10 protein-coding genes are annotated in these 23815 nt (G+C 40.5%); all 10 read right to left on the bottom strand.

Annotated elements, in window-relative coordinates; all coding sequences use genetic code 11:
* Window positions 1–213: 213 nt before the first annotated feature.
* The 10 genes from ABDV71_RS13510 to ABDV71_RS13465 all read right to left on the bottom strand — a co-directional run bounded on the left by ABDV71_RS13510 (window position 214) and on the right by ABDV71_RS13465 (window position 23797).
* Window positions 214–5610 carry a T9SS type A sorting domain-containing protein gene (locus tag ABDV71_RS13510; RefSeq protein WP_343533417.1) on the bottom strand — a complete coding sequence of 1799 codons (5397 nt, stop codon included), beginning with the start codon at window positions 5608–5610 and terminating at the stop codon, window positions 214–216.
* Window positions 5611–5819: 209 nt separating this feature from the next.
* On the bottom strand, window positions 5820–9518 hold the full coding sequence (locus tag ABDV71_RS13505; protein ID WP_343533415.1) for a hypothetical protein: 3699 nt from the start codon (window positions 9516–9518) through the stop codon (window positions 5820–5822).
* Window positions 9519–9731: 213 nt separating this feature from the next.
* Complete coding sequence (locus tag ABDV71_RS13500) at window positions 9732–13844, bottom strand: LamG-like jellyroll fold domain-containing protein (RefSeq protein ID WP_343533414.1); 4113 nt, start codon at window positions 13842–13844, stop codon at window positions 9732–9734.
* Window positions 13845–14168: 324 nt separating this feature from the next.
* Window positions 14169–15959, bottom strand: coding sequence for a hypothetical protein (locus tag ABDV71_RS13495; protein WP_343533412.1), 1791 nt, complete (start codon window positions 15957–15959; stop codon window positions 14169–14171).
* Window positions 15960–15961: 2 nt separating this feature from the next.
* Window positions 15962–16915, bottom strand: a complete 954-nt coding sequence (locus ABDV71_RS13490) for a FecR domain-containing protein (protein WP_343533410.1) — start codon at window positions 16913–16915, stop codon at window positions 15962–15964.
* A 10-nt stretch (window positions 16916–16925) separates the two neighbouring features.
* Window positions 16926–17543, bottom strand: coding sequence for an RNA polymerase sigma-70 factor (locus tag ABDV71_RS13485; RefSeq protein WP_343533408.1), 618 nt, complete (start codon window positions 17541–17543; stop codon window positions 16926–16928).
* Window positions 17536–19029, bottom strand: coding sequence for a DUF4833 domain-containing protein (locus ABDV71_RS13480; RefSeq protein WP_343533407.1), 1494 nt, complete (start codon window positions 19027–19029; stop codon window positions 17536–17538). The genes ABDV71_RS13485 and ABDV71_RS13480 overlap by 8 nt, the downstream gene beginning before the upstream one ends.
* 15 nt (window positions 19030–19044) lie before the next feature.
* Window positions 19045–19704, bottom strand: a complete 660-nt coding sequence (locus ABDV71_RS13475) for a head GIN domain-containing protein (protein ID WP_343533406.1) — start codon at window positions 19702–19704, stop codon at window positions 19045–19047.
* Window positions 19705–19917: 213 nt separating this feature from the next.
* Entirely contained in the window at window positions 19918–21093 is a 1176-nt protein-coding gene (locus ABDV71_RS13470; protein ID WP_343533404.1) for a hypothetical protein, read from the bottom strand.
* A gap of 349 nt (window positions 21094–21442) precedes the next feature.
* Entirely contained in the window at window positions 21443–23797 is a 2355-nt protein-coding gene (locus ABDV71_RS13465) for a phospholipase C, phosphocholine-specific (protein WP_343533402.1), read from the bottom strand.
* Window positions 23798–23815: the final 18 nt, after the last annotated feature.

Here is a 23815-nt window from a genome sequence, read left to right as displayed (position 1 = left end):
GGGGATTAACGTCCGGTGATTTATTGTAAGGCCCATCAAAAGCTAAATCTTATTATAGCAGCATCCTTTTGCATGGTTATGCCAGCAAAAGGTAAAGCGGAAACAAGGGCAGCATTGTTAGGGATAATGAAGTTTGATTTTCTTAAATTTCTCAAATAACAGAAAAGGGAATACCATATGGCATTCCCTTTTTCTTTAATATGAATATTTATACTATTGTTTAACCAATTTGGTCTGACCCACACGTTGGTTTCCATTTTCATAAACTTCTACAATGTACAGTCCTGAAGCGTAACTAGCGATATCAAGTTCTTGGCCCTCCAACAAGTTAATTTTACCAATTGTTTTGCTCAATAACACCTGTCCGGTTGCGTTTACAATTTTTAAAGTTTGCTGGTTATCTTTCAAACTACCATTATATTTTATGGTAAAGCTTGAAATTACCGGATTAGGGAAAATGCCAACAATATCAAGTGTTCCGTTAACTTCACCCGTATAATTAATTACCTGTGGTTCGGTTGGATTTTTTGTACCGTTGTTGTCCATTTGTACCAATCGGTAATAGTTATTTCCAATTAATGGAGTCTTATCAATAAAAGAATAGCTTGAGTTATTGCCTTTGGCGAGCTCAGTATGCAATTCCATATAACGACGGTCATCTCCGGCTCTTTCAACCAAAAACTTGCTATTATTAACTTCGGCAAGTGTATTCCATTTTACGGCTACACCTTGGTTAATTTTAACCACATTAAAAGAAGCATAGGTTACAGGTAATACGGTTGGATTTTCGAATGAAACGCTAAACCTATTGGCTCCAAAACTTGCGGCATTGTTCACATCTATGCCAAAAGTATGTACCCCTCCATTTTGCATATTGGTTGAAGTTCCCAGAAAGCTATCGTGAAGTTTCACCAAATACCCAGTTGGTACATCTTTATATTTTACCTGAAGTTGGTAATTACCGTTGCCATTTAGTTTATCAATATCAAATTTAACTAAAGAGTTTTCATTGATTTCGGGCATATAGTTAATTACCAATCTCCTATTGTCGCTAGAGAAACTAGATAAGAACACTTTTTGCTCTGAGAATTCTTTGATATAGGAAACATCTTCGGAGGCATTGTATTGTGCTAATTTTCCAGATTGGAATACCACTGCCGTTTCTTCTTCAAACAAACTGCCTTGATTTTTAAGTGTCATCCTTAATTCGGCACGCGGATTAACCAAAGTGAAATCTGAACTTGGCCCTACCGCTAATTTTTGCACGATTAAGTTGCTCTCATTAGGGGTAGACATTAACAAAGCTGGTGCCTGACTACCTACTTTAGCTTCCTCTGTGAAGGTTAAACTACCTGAAGCATTAGACTGAACGAAAAAGCCCTGACCAGCTGGAATGATATTACTAGCCACTCCTGCAGGAACACCAATGGTACCATCGTATGTAGTATAAGTTCTACTAGCTGGATTCCAAATTCTAATCACATTATTTAATAGATTGTTTCTTACGATACCGGTTGAATTCCAATCGATACTGGAAGCATAAGGATTACCTACCAAGTTATATCCGCTTGTAAGTGGAACGTTTACATCTCTCTGGTTCAATACTCCGTCAAACGTCATCACAATACTTTCTGGATCCACGAAAGGTGGAGTGGTTTTATTGGCTAAATTAGACTTGTCTCCACGATAGAAAATATAAGCGCCTTTACCTACAGCAATAGAAGTATTGATGTTTGGCAATGGTACAAAAGGGTTGGACAGGGTACCGTTGTAAGTCCAAGCGCCGGCCTGATTAGTAGCAGTTTGATCGAAACCATTAGCTGAACCACCAGTACCAGAAATAATCATGTCATCGATAAACTGAGTAAAGCTATAGGTTCTATTCGAGGCATTACCATTGTCATAAATAGGTGATGACAGCATTCTGTAGGTTCTGTACATGTTTTTATCACCGCCACTGATGAATCTTTCAACTTTCACATTTCCGGTAATAGATGAACCTGAATGGATATTTGCGACCGTTGCTGAGCTTGAAGCATTTGACATTAGCGTTAAATGGCCATTTGCATTTAAGTTAGCTCCTGAGTTTAAGGTAAGCACGCCTGTTGGTGGAATTGAAAAATTACCTGAAGTCAATGTTTTTGTACCATTATTGCTAAAGAACACACTAGGTAGAAGAAGCGTAGAGGTAGTTGATAACCCCTGAGCCGATGTGCCATCAAAAGTAATGATACTGGACCCTGGAGTAAAAGTTCCTCCATTAAGGGCAAAATTGCCCCCAACATTTAAGCTCTGGTTAACTACAAAAGTACCGGCAGACTGAGTAAAGTTTCCACTAACAGTGGCGGCACCCACATTTAAGGCTCCAGCTCCTGTAGAGGTAACGGTAAAGTTCCTCGCCGAAAAAGCATTGTCCAAGGTAGCTGTGCTTGCAGCAGTTTGTCCCGTTGAATTCCAAACAAAGTCAGAGAAAGTTTGGCCACTTCCTAATACAGTACCTGCAAAAGTAGTATAGCCCGAAACCTCACATATAGAACCTACCGCCCATAAAAATGTAGGAATAGTTCCCGAAGCCGTGGTGAAATGATGTTGGTATTTCCCTGCGTTATCAACTTGCAATGCAGCCCCTGCATTTATTACAATAGGACGAGCATTGTTTCGCAAGACTCCCTGTACATTAAAATCTATCGCAGTTGCAGCATTATTATTAATCGTTAATGTTCCGCCATTAATATTCACCTGCGCGCCGCTTTCAATTAAAACATCATCAACCGTAACGTTACCTATAATGTTAACGGTATGTGTATTTCTAATTAACACCCCTTTTGCAGCGTTGGTAGGTGTTCTGGTGGCTGGTTGCCAAGTTGTATTATTTGCAGAACTTTCCCAAGTAGATGAATTGCTCCAATCGCCCAAAAGCACAGCAGTTCTGTAATAATCGGTAGTAGCGCTTGGTCCTACTACTGTAATAGCACCAGTGGTATATGGCGTTTTGGTACCATCGGTAATACTAGTTGCTGTAAGCGTTGCAGAAGTACTTGCTGAATTTAATCCTACTGAAAAATTTGTTTTTATACCGTTAACAAGTGGTGCATTTGCTGGTAAAACGGCTAAAGGATCGTTAGACGTAATGCCTATTTGATCATTAACGCTAGTAACGGTATTCCAAGCAATATCTACCGCTCTAACGGTAATATTGAATGCCGTACCAATACCTTGGTTGCCAGGTGTGCCAGTTTTCCCCAATGGTGAACCTGCCACGTAAGTTTCACCGGGCAGTACAATTAGCAAACCAGCATAAGGTCCAATGTTCACCACAAATGTTGGACTTTGACTAGCTGTTTTGGTATTATCTGTTACATCAGATACCGTTAGTCGTCTGTTGTTAGAGGTACTTCCAATACGATAAGTTGCCGATGAATTTAAAATTCCGTTAACAAGTGCAGTGTTAGGTGGCAATTGTGCATAAACATCGCTAGTTGCGGTAAAAGCAACCACATCATTAACGGTAGTTACTGTATTTCCATAAGCGTCTGCAGCTTTAACAAAAATATTAAAAGGCTGTCCTGCTACCTGGCTACTTGGCGTTCCTGTTTTACCTGCCACAAGTCCTTCAACCGCTGTTTCTCCAGGCAATACCAATACCAATTTGGCAAATGCACCACCTGTAACCGTTATTGGATTAGTGGTATAAGATGTTTTAGTATTATCCGTTACATCGTTTACCGTAATGGTATGAACATTTGCCGCTGTTCTCAATCTAGCGGTAAATGTTCTTGTTCCTGCAGCCAGAGCCAAATTATTGGTAGTAAATGAGCCATTTGGATCTGTAGTGGTTAATAGCACCACATCAGTTACAGTATTCACAAAGTTCCAATATGCATCGACCGCTCTCACCACTACCGAAAGATTACCGCTAGCTGGGTGAGGATTTGATGTACCTGTTTTACCAGTAACAGTTCCTGGGGCATATGTTTCTCCTGGAAGAGTAATCAATAATTTTGCAAACGCACCTCTATTTACGGTAAGGCTAGTACTTGTATTTGATAGGATAGATGGTTGAGTAATATTGGATGCAATCAGTTGATGATTAGTTGCAGATCTTCTTAAGGTTACACTAAATGTTCCTGTACCTGACACCAAGTTTGCATTAGCTGGCAGCACAGATGTAGCTGCGTCAGCGGCAAGCGCATTAGCAATTGCTACCTCATCTGTTACAGTCGAAACAACATTCCAATTGGCATCCACGGCATTCACCGTTACATTAAATGGTACCCCTGCATTCTGCGCAGTTGGTGTACCTGTTTTACCTGAAGCAGTGTTAGGAACAGCTGTTTCACCAGGAAACAATATTTGTAGTTTAACAAATGGTCCCACAGCAACCGCTGGTAGCAATTGCGTATAAGGTGTTTTTGTACCATCGGTATTGTTGGTGGCTGTTACATTAGGTGTTTCGCCCACAGTTTTAAAGACCAAGCTAAAATTACGTCCGGTAGCAGAAAGTGCAGCCGCAGCAGGAGGTGTAAAATTAGTTACCCCTGTAGCGGAAATGGCTACCGAGTTGGTGCTATTAACTCTATTCCAGTAAGCATCTACCCCCGATACGTTGACCGAATAGGCTACATTTCCCGTAGGGGCTGTTGCAGTACCTGTTTTTCCGGTTACCGACCCTGGATCATAGGTTTCACCAGGCATTATCATCAACAATTTTGTAAAAGCACCGGCCGTCGGCCTAATGTTCGAACTCGTGTTGGCAGTAATGGCATTATTGGTATCATCGCTAGCGGTAATGGTATAATTTACTGTAGTACCTGAGCTATAACGGTAAAAAATAGCATTAAAGCTTGCCGTGCCACTTACCAAAGTCACCGGTGCAGATAAAGTTGCATAGGGATTATTGGTACTTAATGACACCTGATGGGCAGGTGCTGAAGTAATGATGTTAAAAGCATAATCTGTAGCGTTTACAGTAACCGCTAATGACGCCCCTGCTACCGGTGTAGCCACCGTACTGTTTGAACGTCCCGTAGCCGTTCCTGGCGAATTGGTTTGTCCAGGCAGCAAAACTTGCAATGAGGCAAAAGGTCCTGCAGCTCTCGATAAAGTAGCCGCTATCGCATTGGTACCGAATCCCGCAATTATTCCTCCCCCTGCAATGGAAGTTCTTGTGATATTACCCGCTATACCTACTGCTTTACTGGTAGATTTTACTCTTAAACCCGAAATGGTTAGAGAGTTACCAGCAGACACTGTAGAAGTTGCTGTATAACTAACGGTAATATAGGTTGCTGTACTTTCAGTTATGGAAGATGCCGTTAGTTTTGGTCCCGCATGAATAACCGTGGCTGTCCCAATTTCAAATTGCCAACCTGCAGGTGCCGTTAACCTGATTAGCAGATTTGTACCGGCTGTAAAGTCGGCAGCGGCATTATCGGCAATTACAATATCGCCAATAGCAGTAAATTGTTCCAAAGGACCTCCCACAGCTCTTTCTACAGATAAGTTCTGTCCTCCCGTTGGACGGGTAACAGTTACCTGGGCCAGTACTGCGGTAGTACTAAACAAAACAAGAAACAGGAAGAAAAAATTACGCTTGGTAAAAATATTCATAGGCATTAAAAATTAGCTCTCATCATTTTAAATAAAACCAAAAAAAACATATTATTCTGTAAATCAAATAATTCGGCTAAAGTCGAAATTTTTAAAGACTTACACAATACCAAAAAAGTATTAATTACAACTTTTTTTACTATTCCAAAAAAGAGAGCGTACGCTATGATTAAGTTGATAAAAAAGTTCAGTTAGCGATTAAAATCTAACTATTTCTTGATCAACTTTGCGGCAGCGATTTTTTTGCCTTTTGCGTCAATAAGCATTGCGAAATAAACTCCTGAAGATGCGTCAGACAAAGCTCCAGTATAACCATTCATTATCTCGTTTTTAGCAACTTCCTTATTGTACAATTCTTTCCCTGTTACGTCAGCAATTTTTAAAGTATAGCGATCTGAATTAAGGCTACCTGCATATTTGAGGGTAAAGTTGGTTTCAATAACTGTTGGGTAAATGAGCATATCATAAGAAGCATTGGCATTTAAATCATATTTTACCACTACAAGCTTTTGATAAGGCGTTGGGGTACCGTCTTTATCTACCTGAACCAATTTATAATAGTTATTTCCTGCCAATGGAGATTTGTCCAATAAATTATAAATACCTGTTTGATTTGCCGGTACGGTTCCTATTGAAGTAAAAACTTGGTTTTCACCAGCTCTTTGTAAAGAGAAGTGGCTGTTATTAACTTCCGAAGAGGTTTTCCAGGTTAATACCACCCCTTCATTTGTTTTAACGCCAGCAAATTCGGTAAAAGTTACCGGCAATGTACTTGGTGGAGTTACCTGTAATTCGAAACGATTGTTGCCCAAACTTGCCGTATTACTTTTATCAATATTTAATAGGTAAGTTGTTCCTTCGTTGGCGATATCGGTAAGCGTATTCAAATATTTATCTTTTAGTCTCACTACATATCCTGCTGGAACATCTGTTAAAATGAATTTTAAAGTATAGGCTCCACCATTATCAGCATTAACAGTCAGCGCTACTTTTTCAACATTTGAAATATGAGGCATATAATTAATGGCCAATTCTCTAGCATCAGTTGATTGACTTGATAAAAATACCGATTCGCCACCCATTCTGGTCACGTCATTTCCTGAGAAAGTAGCTTCGCCACCATTTTTTAATACCACTAAGGTTTCATCTGTATTTTCGGTTTCATTCCTAACCAATTGTACTCTAATTCTAGCAGGCTCCTCTTCCTCTATAAGGACAGTATTTGTTTGTCCGCTAGATAAGCTGGTTACCTCTAAATTAGTGTTACCTACAGACATCACTCTCGACATATTACTAGTAGAGGTTCCAGCAACCACTTTTGATGCTTCTGTAAATGTTATTGACGGCGATGAGCTATTGGTAGTTTGTACGAAAAATGATTGGCCTGGTGCAATAAATTTAGAACCCCCGTTTACACCATCGGCACCATTATAAGTCGAATATTGTCTGCGACTAGGATTCCAAACCCTCACTACTGCTCCAATATTAGCTGTTTTGGTTACTTTGCTCCAATCTACCACTGCTGCATAAGGGTTGCCTACCAAACTGTATCCCGTACTACCATGAATTAAAGGCACGGTAACATTTTGCTGGTTCAGTATTCCTTTATAGGTCATCACGATAGACTCCGGGTTTACAAACGGAGCGGTTATCTTTGCATTGAAATTACTTCTGCCTCCTCTGTAAAACAGATACGCTCCCCTTCCAATATTTACGCTTGTATTGATGTTCGGAATTTCTATATACTTATTGTTATAGGTCCAAGCACTGGCCTGATTATTTGGAGTTTGATCAAAACCGTTAGCTGAACCGCCTGCTCCTGAAACAATCATGTCGTCAATAAACTGGGTAAAACTATAAGTTCTGTTGCCCTCTATATCTGCATTGATGAAATTAGTGGTGTTATCATAAACGGGCGACGAGAACATTCTGTAAGTACGCCACATTCCCTTATCTCCACCTTGAACATAACGCTCAACGGTTACTTGTCCTTTAATCGCCGCACTCGATGGAATAGCTGCTACATAAGCTGAACTAGAGGCATCTGCTTTTAATGTAAGATTTCCTGATGCTATCAAAGTAGCGTTGGCTGCCATGGTAATAGAACCATTTGCGGCAATAGAGAATTTCCCAACCCCTTCTAAAGTTTTGATGCTAGCACCCGAGAAATACACATTTTTAAACACCACGCCATTACCGGCATTAGACCCTTCATCTTTGATTGATTGGTCCTTAGCCCCACTAAAACTAACCGCTATGTTACCATTTGCAAGATCAATAGCTCCACCAGAAGTATTCCAGTTACCTTCTACAGCCAAGGTGCCAGTGCCAGAAAATGTTGAGTTCCTATCATTCTTAAAAGTTCCTGCAACCGTTAAGGTAGCACCACCATCAATGGTAACCGATGGAGTATTGCCCGTAGTACCTGTAATCATTAAATTGCCCACTTTAGTATTGACTGATAAAGTAGGGGCCGCATTTAATTGACCATTGCCAATCCTTACTAAATCGCTAGGTCCTGGAAGCACAGAAGGATTACTGCCATTAGCTAATTTCCAGTTTGACAAGGTACTCCATGAACCACTAGCGCCTACCCAATCGTAGATATTTCCATTGGGTATTGTTGGCGAAGCAGTACTGCTATTTACCACACCTGAAGTGTTTTTATAGTTCAACTGCGAATCTTCTCCACCAACTTTATTAAGATTGGTAAAGCTAAAGGTCGCATCAGTGGGCGCATTGCTCTTTACATCGGCCTTAATGCAGTAATAAGCTGCAGGCAACATCGAACCATCGGCAGCACCAATTGTAAACATTCTGCTTTTTTGGGGGAAAGGATCAACACGAGCTGCCCTCCACTCTACATTCATGCTAGACACCAATGCATCATCAGCATTACCAAAATAACTATCATTTGATTTGAATATTCGAAGATTTTCGATAATGTCATTCAAACCTTTACTACTAGGAGAAACAGAAGCATCCAATACCAAATAGTTAATATCGAACAAACCGCGGCTCATCATCTTAAGTCCATAAATCACCGCATCTTTTTGTCCATTGTACAGTGGGCTCGAAATTCCATAAACTGGGTCATTGGCACCAACAATTTCAAATTTCATGCTGTACATTTTCAATTCATCAAATTTGAAACGGTTTGCCGATGTGGCATTGATATGAAGACCTGAATTGGTAGCAGTATAATTACCCAAGGTACTATGATAAGCTCCGGTTCCACCTCTTTCGGTTTTGGCTTCCCTAACAGTGGAAGTGTATTCATCAACAAATAAATGCCAAACATACTGTCCCTGTCTTTTCAATCTTTGCAGCCTGATAGCATAGGTTTTATTTTCCCATCCTGCTCCTAGCGATGACATGTCAAAACTAATTAGGTTATTGTACCTATTTCCCCAAGGATCATTGTCATATCTCCACCTCAGTGATAGGTTGTTTCCGTCTTGGGTTAAATAATAGCCAGTATTTGGATTAGCAAAATTACCTGTTGATAGCGCCCAGTATTTCCATGAATTCTGTCCAGCGTTGATTACATCCGATTGATCAGCAGTATTTGAGCTATTTTTATAAATAAAAGTCCATTCCCAACCGAAGGTTTCATCATTAAGGTTTGTATTATTGGACAAAAAAGAAAATTGATACGCTCCCGGAACATTGTTTCCCGTAGTGGTTAAGCAGTATCCATTTTCAACGGATAGATTATTTGCTCCATTTGAAGAAACTGCCAAAGCAGCACTAGTACCTATTTGTGATATCCCCGAACCTAATTGGCCACCATCAAAATTATTGTAGTAGTAATTGGTCGCGGTGTAAACCTGCGCAGAAGAAAGCATCGTCAAAAAGGACAAAGCTAGGGTAGATATGATGAATAAAAGTTTGTTTGGTCTTTTCATTATGCTAATGAAAAGTCAAATCACGAGCCACAACCTATAGATCTAGCCTAGCTATTGCAGAATCCAATATCCATACAACTTAGCGGAATAACTCCACATTTCCACACTGGAAAACATTGCCCAAATAGTGAAAAAAAATCCACAAAACTTCCACAGAATTCAATCCGCCACAAACCTTTAAAACACTGATTATATGCCTTATAATCGTTTATTCTAGTTTTTAACTACTTTATGCACAGTAAGCACTTTTCCTGTATCAATTTCCTCAACTTTGACGAAGAAAAATCCCGAGTTTAAACCTGCAATATTTACTTCATACCCGTTGGTCAGCTCTGTTTTTGAAAGAGTATATTCGCGTAGCACTTTTCCTGTAAGATCATATAATTTCAGTTTAAATTTCTCGCTCAAAAGACCATCTACTTTTACCTTAAATTTATCAATCACCGGATTTGGATAAATTGATACCATATTTTGTTGTCCAATTTTAAAATTAACCACTATTGGGCCAATTTCTGTTTTTTGACCATCCGCATCCATCTGAACCAATTTATAATAATTATCCCCCTGCAAGGGAACAGCATCCATATGGAGGTAATTTCCAGCCCCTTTGGGCAAAACATCAGCAATTAAAACATACACCCCGTCGCTAGATGCCCTATACAACTTGAACAGCTTGTTATTGGCCTCATAAGAAGTAGTCCACCTAATTGCAACACCTTCATTTTGCTTTTTCGCCACAAAACTCACCATCCCTACAGGCAATGTCACTGGAGGTTCGACCAGCACACTAAACCTGTCAGCACCAAACGTTTGAGCATTTGTTCTATCAATATTGAAATTATAAACAAAATCTGATGTTATTGGGATACTCTGATTAAGAAAATTATCCTTCAAGGTCAAATTGTGCGGTTGATAATATTCATTCAGGTTAAATTTCATCAGGTAACTACCAGTGGCATTGGCAGAAACATTCATGGCAATCTCTGCCGCTTGAGACATAGGCGGCATAAAATTGATGGCCAGTTTGCTGGCACCCGCTAAGGTTGAAACATTAACCACTTCTCCATCAAAATGCAAGGCATCTTCTTGATTATTATAGGCTGCACTACTAGACTCGTTAAAAACAATCACGGCTTCATCTTCACCATATGAAGCCAATGGGGTCATTCTTATCCTAACCAGACTTTGGGGCACTTCGGCATTCTGCCTTGTCTCCATAATCGCCAGCCCATCATTTCTCTTCTCTGTACTCATCAACAGAACGGCAGGCTGTAGTGTCGATGCCTTTACACCTTCCTTAAACCTAATGGAGCCAGCGGCCGTAGTTCTTACAAAAAATGCCTGGCCAGAGGAAATATAGTTACTTCCATTTAAAGACCCTACTCCGTTAATATAGGTCGCATAACCTCTGGCAGAGGGTTTCCATATCCAAATGGCATTACTTACATTCACTTTGTCCCAATTTGAGGAGTTCCAATCAATAGTGGAGGCGTATGGATTACCAAGTAGATTATAGCCTGCACCCAAAGTTACGGTCACATTTTGCTGGTTTAGCACGCCGTTAAAGTCTACAATGGTATTTTCGGGATTTGCAAAAGGAGCATTTGTTTTGCTTGTGAAATTATCCCTGTTTCCTCTATAAAAAACATACATGCCCCTACCCGCATTCACAGCCGTATTAATATTGGGAATTTCCACAAAACCAGCATTATAGGTCCAAGCACTTGCTTGGTTATTATGGGTAACATCAAAATTACCCGCAGCGCCCGTTTTTCCACTAACAATCATATTATCTATCAATTGTGAAAACTTCGCGCTTCTGTTACCTTCGGTATCCGTGTTGGTAAACATTGTAGTATTATCGTACACCGGGGATGACAGCATGCGATAGGTCCGGTAAGGGTTGACGGCCCCACCTTGCACATAACGTTCTACTTTTACCTGACCAATAATGGATGCGCCTACTGCAACAGGCCCTACCTGTGCTGTGGAAGCGGCACTAGAAGCCAAAGTGAGGTAGCCATTAGCATTAAAAGCGCCAGCACTAACGGTCAATAATCCCGTTAAACGCAAGGCTCCATTTAAAGTTACCCCCGCCGCGTTGTTGATTGTTAAATCTTTAATCAAGTTGCCAGCAAAAAGATTAGCCGAAATAGTTTGAGCCGAGGTGCCGTTAAAGACCATACCCCCACTGCTTACCGTTAGGGTGCCACTATTGGAAGCTGCACCTGCTACAGAAAGTGAATTTGTTACCGTAACAGAAGCCCCTGTAGCTATCATTAAATCATTGACAGCCTGATTTGTGTTTATGGTGGGATAAGTGGACCTTCCCGAAGGGATAGAAACGTTAACGCTAGCTGTTGGCACTATCCCATTACACCAGCTATTGGCCGTTGCCCAGTTATTTCCGGCATTACCAGTCCACTGGCCTTCGCCCATAGAAACTACCGTAGTAGAAGCTATAGCCACACAGCCATTTCTGCTTACCGTAACCGTATAAACCCCTTTTGCTGCATCAGAATAGGTAAGGGTGGGGTTTTGCAAAGACGAAGTAAAGTTATTGGGACCTGTCCACGAATAAGTTGCCCCATCAATAGTATTAGCCGTTAACGTTAAGGTTGTTTGGGCGCAAACCGGACTGGTACTACCTATGCCTTCAGTAGCATTATAAAGCTGAGTGACTTCAGCAGCACTTAACGCTCTGCTATAGATGTAAGCATCATCTAAACTTCCGGTAAAATACCTATTCGTGGGGGCGCTGGGCCATGAATCGATGTTGTCATAAGCTAAGCGCCAATACCCCGTAGTACTTTCGGCGGTAGTAACAGCTGCATCTTGCGCCACCAAAGTGCCATCTATGTAAAGCGCCATGCCGCTGCCCGATAGAACTCCCGTAGCCATATGCCAGTTACCATCGGCATAAGCGACGGTAGAATTGATCGTTTTAAAGATTCCTCCAGGTTTTACACCAAAGAAAATCCGTCCATTATTGGCCATATAAATATGCCGATCCGCATTGGTGCTTACACCAGTTTGACTACTTCCAAAACCGATCAACTTTCCACCTGCCGTGGTGGTTTTAAACCAAATGGAAACCGTAAATACGGTGGGATTTACAAAAGAGTTAGCTGTGGAAACATATTGCGTTGTACCATTGAATTGATAGGCTGAGTTAGCAATATTAAACCTGTTAGTGGTCGCTGTCGGCGAACCCTGTAAAGTGCCATTATTGGTGACGAAAAAATCATTGGCATTGCCATCCAGTTTATAGGCAGCGGTGACGTTACCCAAGGGAATATTAGCCAAAGAAAAACCTTGGCAACTTGCCACTTGACTTCCAGTAACGGATGCCCCCAAATTTTCTCGGATCACATACACGATGTAAGTATAATTTACTCCATTAGTTAGGCCTGTATCATTAAATGTAGTAACCCCTGTTGCCGTTTGACCTATATAAGTGAAGCCGGATCCACTTGACCGATAAATAGCAAAACCTATTTCATTACTTGAAACATAATTCCAATTCAGTGTCATTCCTGTAGCCCCAACATTCGAAAAGGTTAAATTACTAGGAGCAGTAGTAAGCTCCACTGGATCGAAGGTATAAACCTGTCCATTTGCTGGTTTGGCATTAAGTGTAGTCGTTTCAAAATCATTACGTGCGGTTGGGGAAGCGCCTACACCATTCAGCGAACGATAAACACCATTGTTAAGCCCAGTAATACCTATAGAGGCTGAGCCATTATTTACCCCACCTGCTTCTGGGGTATAAACAAACTGTATATTTCCATTTTCGTAAATTTTTGCCTGAAAGGTAATTACAGAGGTTAGAGCCAGAGTAAGTAAATTAAATGAATTTTTATCCCAGCGCATGGAATACCATTGCACTGTTAAAACCATATTCCCTGGTGTGCCGGAGGTAACATAACTCATTTTACCAGGGCCGAGAAGGTTTAGAATGCCTGGGAAAACTTCCAAATCGTCCCATAATGGCGCAATAACAGGTCTGTTACCACCCGTTGCTAAATTATTCGTCGGCATAGCTCCAGTAACCGAACTTCCCAGCGAAATCCAGCCATTAGCGCTTAAACAGAACCTATCATAACGTTGTCCCATATACCAAAAGTCGAACCCAATAGGCAAATTTTGATAGACATTCTCGTCGTTACCTGCGGTTGTCCCGGGCTCCGTACCTGTTACTGCCGCATAAGTTCCAGAGGACGCACTGAAAACATAATTGTTAATATTCTGCGCACTAGATTTCAGCGCAAAAAACATAAAACATAGGATAAAAATCCTACGCAACGAGAGTAGAGAAGCTGCCATAACATTTTTGTTTATGGCACCCACATTTAGTGATGAGAGGCGAAAATAAAGACCGAGCGTAACAGCACAAAAAACAGGATTTATTAGCAAATAACCCCACTAAATGCAAATGCAATTAATTAAAAATTTTGCGGCATTTGTGCTTAAAAAAACAAATATGAGAGAGATAGCGTTAATAAATTTCCAATGAGCGTTGACGGCAAATAAAATTTATTTTCTAAACTCAAATGCACTACAATGTAGAATATTTTTCTCTATTTAACAACTTTAAGTTGTAATTGTTCCCAAAAAGAGAAAATTAATACACAAAACCAAACGCAGTTTCTAGAACAAATTAAACCCGGCCGACCAACCTAACCAAGCATTATTTCCATTAATTTTTTTACTGTTTGACGGAGCTATTTGACTTTTATAACCAGTTGCAATCACATAATTATCTGGGGCTTCGGTAACATAGTAATTAAGCACCGGCCCTCCATAAATGCTGAAACCTTTAAATAGCTTTAGCTGAAAATTAAGATGAAACTTATTGAGAATATTGGCATAATCCCATCTTCCCAAATGCAAATGTTGGGTAGTAGTTTCTGTTGAGAAAGAAAGTGTTTTACCTGCAAAAAAATCATGGCCAAGTCCTAAACCAAAAGTTTCAATCTTTTCATTATCAACAAAGTTTTTGCCTAGCATAAATATGGTATACAGGTTTGCATTTCCACTTTTAAATGAAACGTTGGCATTAATCAAGTCATTTGAAGAGATACTCAGCTTATGATAGCCATGCTTAACAATATTTATGAGTCCTAGGCTTACTCCCGTAGAAGTTTCGGATATATTGACCAAACCCAATTGAAGTCCTCTGTTATGTTTAGCATAATTAAAAACGCCCGAAATTTGCAAGCCCCTCATTTCTTTCAATGCTGCATTTCCCACCGCCGAAAGCTGCATACCCTTAGTCTCCTTACGTACAATATTAAGCAATCCTGTCATTTGAAAACCGCGTAAATTACCACTAACGGTATTGGAAACTGCCGAGAGTTGTAGCCCCTCGGTTGAACCGTCAACATAATTAATGGTAGACATCTGTATCCCATCAACATTTCCCTTTACATGGTTATAAACAGCTGATAGCTGCGCGCCATTAGCATTTTTCCCTACCATATTGAAAACTCCGGCCATTTGAACTCCTTCCGTGTTACCTCCAACAATGTTTAGTACACCCGCGACTTGCACATATCTTACGTCGGCTTTGTTAAGATTGAAAACTCCAGCCATTTCCAATCCGTCAACTCCAGCAGTGTATCCTCCAACCAGATTAAGGGAAAATTTATTCACCACACTACCGCTCATGCTCCCTTGCGAACTTAAGCCCGGTGTTAAGGAAGCCTGTACGGGCATGTTGGCTAAAAAGTTAGGAATATTCATGTTTTGAATACGCTGTTTCGACGAGGTTAGCCAACGTCCAATCTTTAAATTATCCAACATATTGGACATAAAAGTGCCCTTTTCCTTATCAGGATCATCGTATCCTTTGGGCTTTACATCGATACTGGAAAGAAAAATAATAGAAGTATCCCTATAGGTTTCTTTACTTGCCGTTAGGATAATGCCATTATGTTCACCCTTAAATTTCAAACTAAAAAAGCCCTCATCATCTGTTAGGGCCGATTGTAGCAAACGCTTCTCATATACGCTCGCATTCTTTACCCTTTTCCCAGTTTGTATATCCACCACCCTACCTGTAATACTGTAAAGATTTTCCGCCGTTACAATACTCTCTGCCTCAATCGAAAAATGATTGACCGCATAACGTAAAATGATATACTCGTCATTTTCTTTGTAATCTACCTTACCTTCGAAAAGTTGGTCCAATATTTCGCGGACAGGCTTATTACGCACATTAACATTCACAATGCTATCTCTGGCAAATAATGCACCGTTGTAAGTAAAATAAAAACTTCCCGCTTTCCCTATTTTTTGCAGCACCAGGCCAATCTTCTCTTCCTTGATATCCATGGTAACCCTTTTTGCAAGGTTACTTTGGTTATAGTTGACTACGGAGGTTTGTGCGGCACAAATGGTGCTGATCAAGAGCAATAAGATAAATAGCTGTTTTTTCATTTCTACTTTTTAGACAGCAAAATTTCATCGCCGTTACGCTGCATTTTCAAATTCAAGGTGCCGCAAATCGTCTTCAAGTTTTCTTCCAAGGAATATTTAAAAGGTAAAGTGGTAGAAATACCTAGAGATTTCACCTCGTCGCTCAACAGCACTTTGCTTCCGTAAGCTTCATTTAAAACATTAACTACTTTAGGTAAAGGCGTATTGTTAGTCACAAAAAGTTGGGTTCGGTAATAGTTGTACAATTCATCTTCTACAGGTTCCTTCACTATTTTTTCATCAGCATCCAACAACATCACGCGTTCACCTTTGGTAAGCTTTAACTCTTCATCGCCTTTATTTACTTTCACTATACCGCTCTCCACAATAACCTCAACAGCATTTTTAAGTCGCTTGATATTGAAAGAAGTTCCCACTACTTCAACCTGCACCTTGTTGATTGCAATCACAAATGGATGCGAACGATCATGGGCCACCTCAAAAAACACTTCGCCGCTGATCAGTTCTACCTTTCGGTTGGTTTTAAAATCAGTGATGTAACTAATACTGGTATTTTTGTTGAGCACTAATTGGCTTCCGTCTGGCAGGGCCTGGTTCAATACTTGCTCGTTACTTTCTAAATCGGTATAAGTATTCCCAAATTGTTGATAGGCTAACCAAGCACCAAAACAAAACACAAAAACAGCAGCTATGCGCAGCCAGACCACATTGTGTCTTATTCTTTTCACCACAGGCACGGTCGATTTTTCCTCCACACGTTGCTTAAATTTCTGCCAAGCCAATTCCTCGTTAACCGTATTGGCAGGAGCTAAATCGGCGCTTTCGTTCCATATCCGTTCTAGTTGTTGATAGTAGGTAGCATTTTCGGTGCTTTCCGCAACCCAATCCTGCACCTGCTTTATTTCATCTGTCGTGGTTTCCTTAAGCAGAAACTTTATCAATAACTCATCATTCATATCGCTTCGCTTAATTTAAATAATCATTATAATTGGCCAGCCCCAATAGTACCAGCACCAAAAAGTCAACTAACTTGAGGCGTAAAATTTTAAGGGCCTTGCCCATTTGATTTTCTACCGTTTTAATAGATATGCCTAGACGTTCTGCTATTTCCTTATATTTTAATTCCTCAAAACGGCTCATCTGAAAAATAATCCTACACTGCTCCGGCAAAGTATTTAGAGCATTTTGCAACTGCCTTTGCAACTCCGACAGCTCCACTTTATTAGAGGCCGACTCATGCTCGGTATTCATGGTATGCAGGGTAAAATCCTGGTACTTATTTTTAACCCGCTCGTGTTTCATGAGGTTAAGACTATCATTATATACACACTTGTATAAATAGGCCTTTACGGAAGTTTGTACATCTAACAGATGCCTCTTTTCCCACAACCTTAAAAACATCGTTTGTACTACTTCTTCGGCAGCATCAAGGTCTTTAAGCAGCATGTTGGCATAACTGTGCAAAGCCTTGTAATGGGACTTAAAAAGTTGCTCGAAAGCAACATCGTTATATGTTTGTACGGCTATATTCACGTTTGGATAGTTCAAATATATTGGTTTGATTTCAGCTACACAATTAACCATTTGACAACAAATTAATTCGTTTCAAAATTTGCGCTCCATTCTCGCTATCAATGGTAAATAAATCGATATACTGTACCTTGGGGAACCAAAAACTTCCACCTTCCACTTTCACAAAAACGCGTTTCAGCAACAGGTCCTTTCCCTCGTCTTTAATGTACAAACGATACTGTTGGTCGGCGGGCGATTTCAATAAATACATGGGCAACTTTTTGTAGGAAACCAAACGCACCTCATAGGCTTCGTTACCCAAAGCTTTGCATTTTACCCCATAGGCAAATTTCTTTTCAATGCCCGAAAGCTCCTTAACAGCCCCATCTTCCTCGTACCTGATCCACGAAGCCTTCACCGGAGATTTTTCATTTAAGCTGCCATCTTTTTCTAAATTCAATTGGTAAACTACCGTGTTGGCATCGGGTGTGCGCTGCAAAAAGAACAACAGGTTTTTCAACTTTGGTTCGGGCAAGGGAGGTTGTGCCATTAACAATCGCGCCACCAACAGCAAAAACAATCCCAACACCATTCCTTTTAAAAAGCGAGTGAGCCTATATCGTTTATCATTTTTGGGTTGTTGATTAGCTTTGTACCGATAAACCTTAGCTGGACTGGCAAACAGGAAGAAAAGCATTTCCTTTAAGCCATCGCTTTGCCTAATATCTTTGGCAATGGCCCTATACTCATGGAAATTAAGCACAAAGGGATTGCTCTTATCCGTAAGTGGAGTAGTAAGCCCGTATTTGGGTTTTTCCTCTTCGTACTGAAAAGTGCCAAATAAATGGTCCCAAATCATCAACGTAGCCCCAAAGTTTTTATCAATGTATTTTTCTTGACTGCCATGATGTACCCTGTGATTAGATGGCGTACCAAAATATTTCTCTATCCATGGATGAAGTTTGCCAATGGTTTCGGTATGTACCCAAAATTGGTAAAGCGTACTCATTTGGCTGGCTACCATGAAAATTACCGGATGAAAACCGCACAGCGCTACCGGAATAAAAAACACCACCTTTACATGCTGCACCCAGCTTTGCCTAAAAGCCACCGTTAAATTGTAATGTTCTGCCGAGTGATGCACTACATGCGATGCCCAAAAGAAACGGTTAAAATGGGAAATACGATGCGACCAATAGCTACAAAAGTCGTAGATCAAAAAGCAGGGCACCAAGCTCCACCATCCAAACTCCATGCGCCAAGGCAAAAGGTTATAAAGCCAAACAGCACCAATAAACAATCCCGATTTTAAGAAAAGGTTCACCAATAAATTTCCCAAACCAACCCATAGTGAGCCTTTCAATTCCTCGTGGGTATAATCTTCGTGCCCAAAAATCTTTCCAAGCGCAAATTCCAGCACGGTAAACACCACTACGAAAGGCAAAGCATAGGTAATAAGGTTGGGCGTACTGCTTTGCAATAGGTATAGATCTTCCAGGGCAAGCTTCTGGGCACCAAAATTGTCCACAAAAGCTTGCCAAAATGATTGGCCAGCCATAAAACTTAAATTAAATTAGTACTTGATCAATTTGCCTGATCCGCTAATGTCCTGTTGTACTACCGGATTGCCTTTATAGTAAATTTTGCCACTACCGCTTATTTTTGCCTTAATTCGGTCTTGCACCTGAAGTTTCAGGCTACCACTACCAGAAATATCAGCATCAGCAGTTTTGGACATAACTTCTTCAAAGTCTACCATTCCGGAGCCCGAAATATCAACTTTTACGTTGTCTATTTGCATGGCATTATCTGCCTCCACTTTTCCGGATCCGCTAATGGAAACATTCAAATTAGCGATCAACGGAAAGTTTCCTTCAATTTCAACCTTGGTGCTACCGCTTAAGTCTATCCTGTTTAAGGTTGGCATGGTCAAGGTCACCTCTATATCATCCCTATTTATATTTACCCTTTCAAAACCAATATGAAGCACATTGTTAACTATTCTGGTGGTATAACGAGGAACAATATTGCTCGAGCCCTTAACTACTACACCAAACTCCGTCCCATATTTAACTTCAACAGGTGTAGCACCACTGGAGCTTATTCCTGTAAACTGTCCCAAGTTTCTGGTTTCAGAGATAATGTTTCCATTACCTGTTAAACGATCTTTTTTACACGCCGAAAAGTGAATAACGACGACCAATCCTAATACTATTGCAATTACTCTTTTCATATTTCATTTATTTGTGTGTGAAATCTTTTAACCTAATTTTTAATTGTATATCGCTAATTAAAGTGGTTTAACCAGTGAGTAGCAGACCCTGAAATAAATTCAGGGTGACGCTAATCAACGTTTCGTCATGCTGACCACAAAGTAGCTGCGAAGCAAATTTAGTTCAGCATCAGTTTTACAAGGTTAATTACCAATAGGTAATCAAAATCTGTTTTAAAAAACAAACTGTAAACCTGCTTGGTAGCCAACATGCAGCGACTGTTTAAAATCTGAATGCTTACGGTTCCAAGTACGAATCACCAAATCATCACTTTCTGGATGTAGGGCTTTCCCTTCAACGGTATTGGTACTTACGAAATTGATAGATGGGCCACCAAAAATCTCTAGCCATGGAGCTACCTTTACCGCTGGCAATAATCTAAAAGTGCCCTTAAAATATTCACCCTTTTCAAAGCTTTCCAAAATGGTTTGCGTTAACTCCATATTTAGTCTAAAGTATTTCGACTTAAAGAAATGAGCACCCAAACCAGCCTCAAAAGCATAAACTTCATCTTTGTTTTTAAAGTTGTAGCCCACACCAATAATTCCGTACATATTTTTTCCTCCAGACCTGAACGTTAACATAGACGTCTGACTTTCATCAATGGTTGCAGCAATACTTTTTTCTCCATTTTTAATAATGTTGATGATTCCAATAGGACTATCGCTTGTTTCGGCGATGTTAATGAAACCGGCAACTTGGGCCCCCTTAACTTTTTTGGCTACGTTAATAAAACCGGCAAACTGGCTCCCGTTTACATCCTTAGCCACATTCATAAAGCCTGCAAATTGCGATGCCGATATGTCTTTAGCAATATTAGAAAAACCGGCAAACTGCGTTCCTTTTATATTTCTGGCTACGTTGGCAAAGCCCGCAAACTGCACGCCCTTCATCTCGCCACCTGTGGTATTTAAGAAACCGGCAAACTGCGCCCCCTCAACATCTTTTTGCGCCAAATTGGCGAAACCAGCGAACTGACTGCCCTTAGCCGAACGATAAGTGTTTAAAAACCCTGCGAATAAGGCACCATTGGCTTGCTTACCAATATGATTAGAGAAACCGGCAATTTGCACCCCATGGCTCTCGTTACGTACCACATTGCTTAAACCGGCATATGAAAAACCTTTCTCTACCGATGATACGCCTGCCAACAAATGGATAGATAGGTTATTGGTGTCCAAAGGTGCGTGTGTACCGTTGGTGCTTAACGGATAAATGAGCCCAAAGTGGGCTTTTGTTACTTTTACTTCCTGTGCATTTGCCTGGAAAGCCAAGCCTAAAAAAGTAATCCCTAGGCAGGTTGCTTTTTTTATTTGGTTAAATTGATCTTTAAGGTGTAATGATTTCATTTGTGTCTTATTTAAAAATGAGACAACAAGAAAGAAATGTACCCCTACGTGAATTTTTAAAAAAGCAAAAAATATTTATAAAACACTAAATATCAGAATTATAAAACATAAAATTCTAAGTGATTTTTTTTTGAAAAGCTATGTTCGGTAATATTTTGTATAAAAGATTGTCATTTCGAGCGTAGTCGAGACCGCGAAGCAGCTACGAAGTAAAATCTTTTGATGAAGCATTTACATTCCAAAGATTTAACTCCGTTGATTTTCAATTCTCCGCTCGCTTCGCTGTGGTCGAAATGACGAACTGTATAAGCTTCCAAAGCCTTATTTCGGCTCCAATAGAAACAAAACCTTACACTACGCCACCCATATAAGGATCGGTAACACTATCCGCATCCGTTTCAATATGGCCAGCATAATGCGCTTGGTAGTCATCAAAACCTTTCACCTTCACCTTGAAGTTATACCAATGGTGGTATTTCTTCAAGTTAAGCAATACTATCTTTTTACTACCTGCATCAACCTTTATAGTTTTATTATTGGTCTTGTAAACATCATTTGCAATCAGCACTTCCATAACCTCATTGCTTTTGTTCTCCAGGTGCAACTGTAAATTCCCTGAATATCTTTTTAAACCATCTTGCACTTCGGGCACTCCTCTAAGCAACAAATCAGGATCAGCTTTACTGCCCATAAACCTACGATAGAAACCATTTGGCCCATGTACAGACAAATCATAACGACCTTGTGCAAAAGCCTCTATCTCCCAATTATCCTCAATGTGATCATTTGCCTTTACACCAATGTACCAGTTACGACCCTGCTCACCACTGTAGGTATTTAATGCCGAAACATTGAATGGTGCGCCAACACTTCGCTCATCTGTCATGAAATCAAGAACTACACTCGTTTTGGCTTCATTTAAACGAGCATCAACCCTTAAATAATAAGGCAACGCACAAGCAGGCTTAGTACCTGTCTCCTGTTTAGCCATAAAGGCTGACGCCCCATCTTCAAAAGCGTGGTGTGCATTGATTTTCGCAATATCTTCTTCTTTTAACGGAAAAGGAATACGCTGTTGAGGCTTAGTTTTTACCTTCTGGATATGGTCAATCACCTCGTTACGCGCTAACACATTTGGGTATTTGAGTCTCTCTCCCTTATAGGGCCTAAACACGGAGGTTAAGTTTCCACAAATGGCCCTGCGCCACGTGCTGATCTGTTCGCTCTTTAACTGTTTTCCTGTTTTATGTTTCAGGAAATCCTCCAAAAACATTAAAGTACTGGTATGATCAAAAACCTGTGAATTTACATACCCGCCCCGGCTCCATGGCGAAGCTACAATCATGGGTACACGATAGCCCAAACCAATAGGACTACCTTCATTGGCCTCGTAATCTGAAGCTGTATCAATCCCCTCAGAGACTTTTCCTCGGGCCAAAGTATCCGGTTTTGGGGCCACAAATGGCGTCATATGGTCGTAATAGCCATCATTTTCATCGTAGTTCACAATAAAAATAGTCTTCTTCCATATCTCAGGGTTTTCCGTCAATATATTTAAAGCTTCCGACACATACCAAATACCATATAGCGGTGAACTTGTATGTTCCGAAAAACGTTGGGGCGCCACCAACCATGAAACTGTAGGCAGTTTCCCCTCTTTTACATCTTTTCTAAACTGATAAAAAATATCGCCCTTAGGCACATTTATATTTTCCTGCTCCCCCTGTTCATTCTTATAAGTGTGGGGAGCGAGATCCAAATAATCTGCTGCGTTAATATTGGTGGTAAAAGCTTTGTCAATTAAGTTTTTCTCCCGTTGCGTTAAACGATTATACTTTTCAATCACTTCTTCAGCCGAAAGATTTGGCGTTACCGTTTTGTCTCCGTTTTTCCTGAAATAGGCCGATAGTTTCACTTGATGCCTCTTCACATACTCCAAAGCATTATCGCCGTAATTCCCCAACCAATCGTCGGTTTCCGATGGAAGTTTAGCTGTCCAAATTTCGTTTTGATACACTCGCCAATCAACACCGTGGTCTTCCAGCAATTCGGGAAAAGTAGGCCAATCCACAAAACGGTTATTATGCGATTCCGCTTGATGGTTGCTCACCACTGCCTTTGTTTGCTTATCGTTAGGGTGCGGGCGTACATTGCCCGTCCAAAAGAACAATCTATTAGGCGTAGTTCCCGTTAAGGAAGAACAAAAATGGTGGTCACAAATTGTGAAAGCATCCGCCATTGCATAGTAGAAAGGCAAATCTTGTCGTTTGTAATGCGCTAAACACATTGCAGTTTTAGCGGGAATCCATTTGTCGTATTTCCCGTCATTTCTAGCTGCAATTTGATCAGGCCACGAATGTGCCAAACCACCCTGCCAGGTAATTTTGGTTTTATGAATATCGACATGAAAAGGCGTATAAGCATTGCCCTTGGCATCGCGCTGCACCCAAACCTTGTCTTGGTTGGGCAAAATATGTGGATGAGGGTCATTAAAACCACGCACCCCTTTCATGGCTCCAAACATATGGTCGAACGATCGATTTTCCTGCATCAAGAAAACAACATGCTCGGCATCGTAAAAAGTACTGCCCAAGTTAGGGTTAATGGCCAAAGCCCGCTGAATGGCCTCGGGGAACATTGTAGATAATGCGGTTGCTCCCGACAGTAAGCTGGCCTGCTTTAAGAAATCTCTTCTGGTAGTCAAATCGATTCAATTCAAAAG

Origin of the sequence: Pedobacter sp. (genome assembly GCF_039594775.1) — a bacterium.
In the GTDB taxonomy this organism is placed as follows: domain Bacteria; phylum Bacteroidota; class Bacteroidia; order Sphingobacteriales; family Sphingobacteriaceae; genus Pedobacter.
The sequence above is the reverse complement of the archived record's forward strand: the minus strand, read 5'-3'. Positions and strand labels throughout refer to the sequence as shown.

Bases quoted from the DNA above. Each gene is read 5' to 3' on its own strand.
- ABDV71_RS13500 (WP_343533414.1), bottom strand. From the start codon at position 13,844: ATGGCAGCTTCTCTACTCTCGTTGCGTAGGATTTTTATCCTATGTTTT.
- ABDV71_RS13470 (WP_343533404.1), bottom strand. From the start codon at position 21,093: ATGAAATCATTACACCTTAAAGATCAATTTAACCAAATAAAAAAAGCA.
- ABDV71_RS13505 (WP_343533415.1), bottom strand. From the start codon at position 9,518: ATGAAAAGACCAAACAAACTTTTATTCATCATATCTACCCTAGCTTTG.
- ABDV71_RS13490 (WP_343533410.1), bottom strand. From the start codon at position 16,915: ATGAATGATGAGTTATTGATAAAGTTTCTGCTTAAGGAAACCACGACA.
- ABDV71_RS13485 (WP_343533408.1), bottom strand. From the start codon at position 17,543: ATGGTTAATTGTGTAGCTGAAATCAAACCAATATATTTGAACTATCCA.
- ABDV71_RS13510 (WP_343533417.1), bottom strand. From the start codon at position 5,610: ATGAATATTTTTACCAAGCGTAATTTTTTCTTCCTGTTTCTTGTTTTG.
- ABDV71_RS13475 (WP_343533406.1), bottom strand. From the start codon at position 19,704: ATGAAAAGAGTAATTGCAATAGTATTAGGATTGGTCGTCGTTATTCAC.
- ABDV71_RS13495 (WP_343533412.1), bottom strand. From the start codon at position 15,959: ATGAAAAAACAGCTATTTATCTTATTGCTCTTGATCAGCACCATTTGT.
- ABDV71_RS13480 (WP_343533407.1), bottom strand. From the start codon at position 19,029: ATGGCTGGCCAATCATTTTGGCAAGCTTTTGTGGACAATTTTGGTGCC.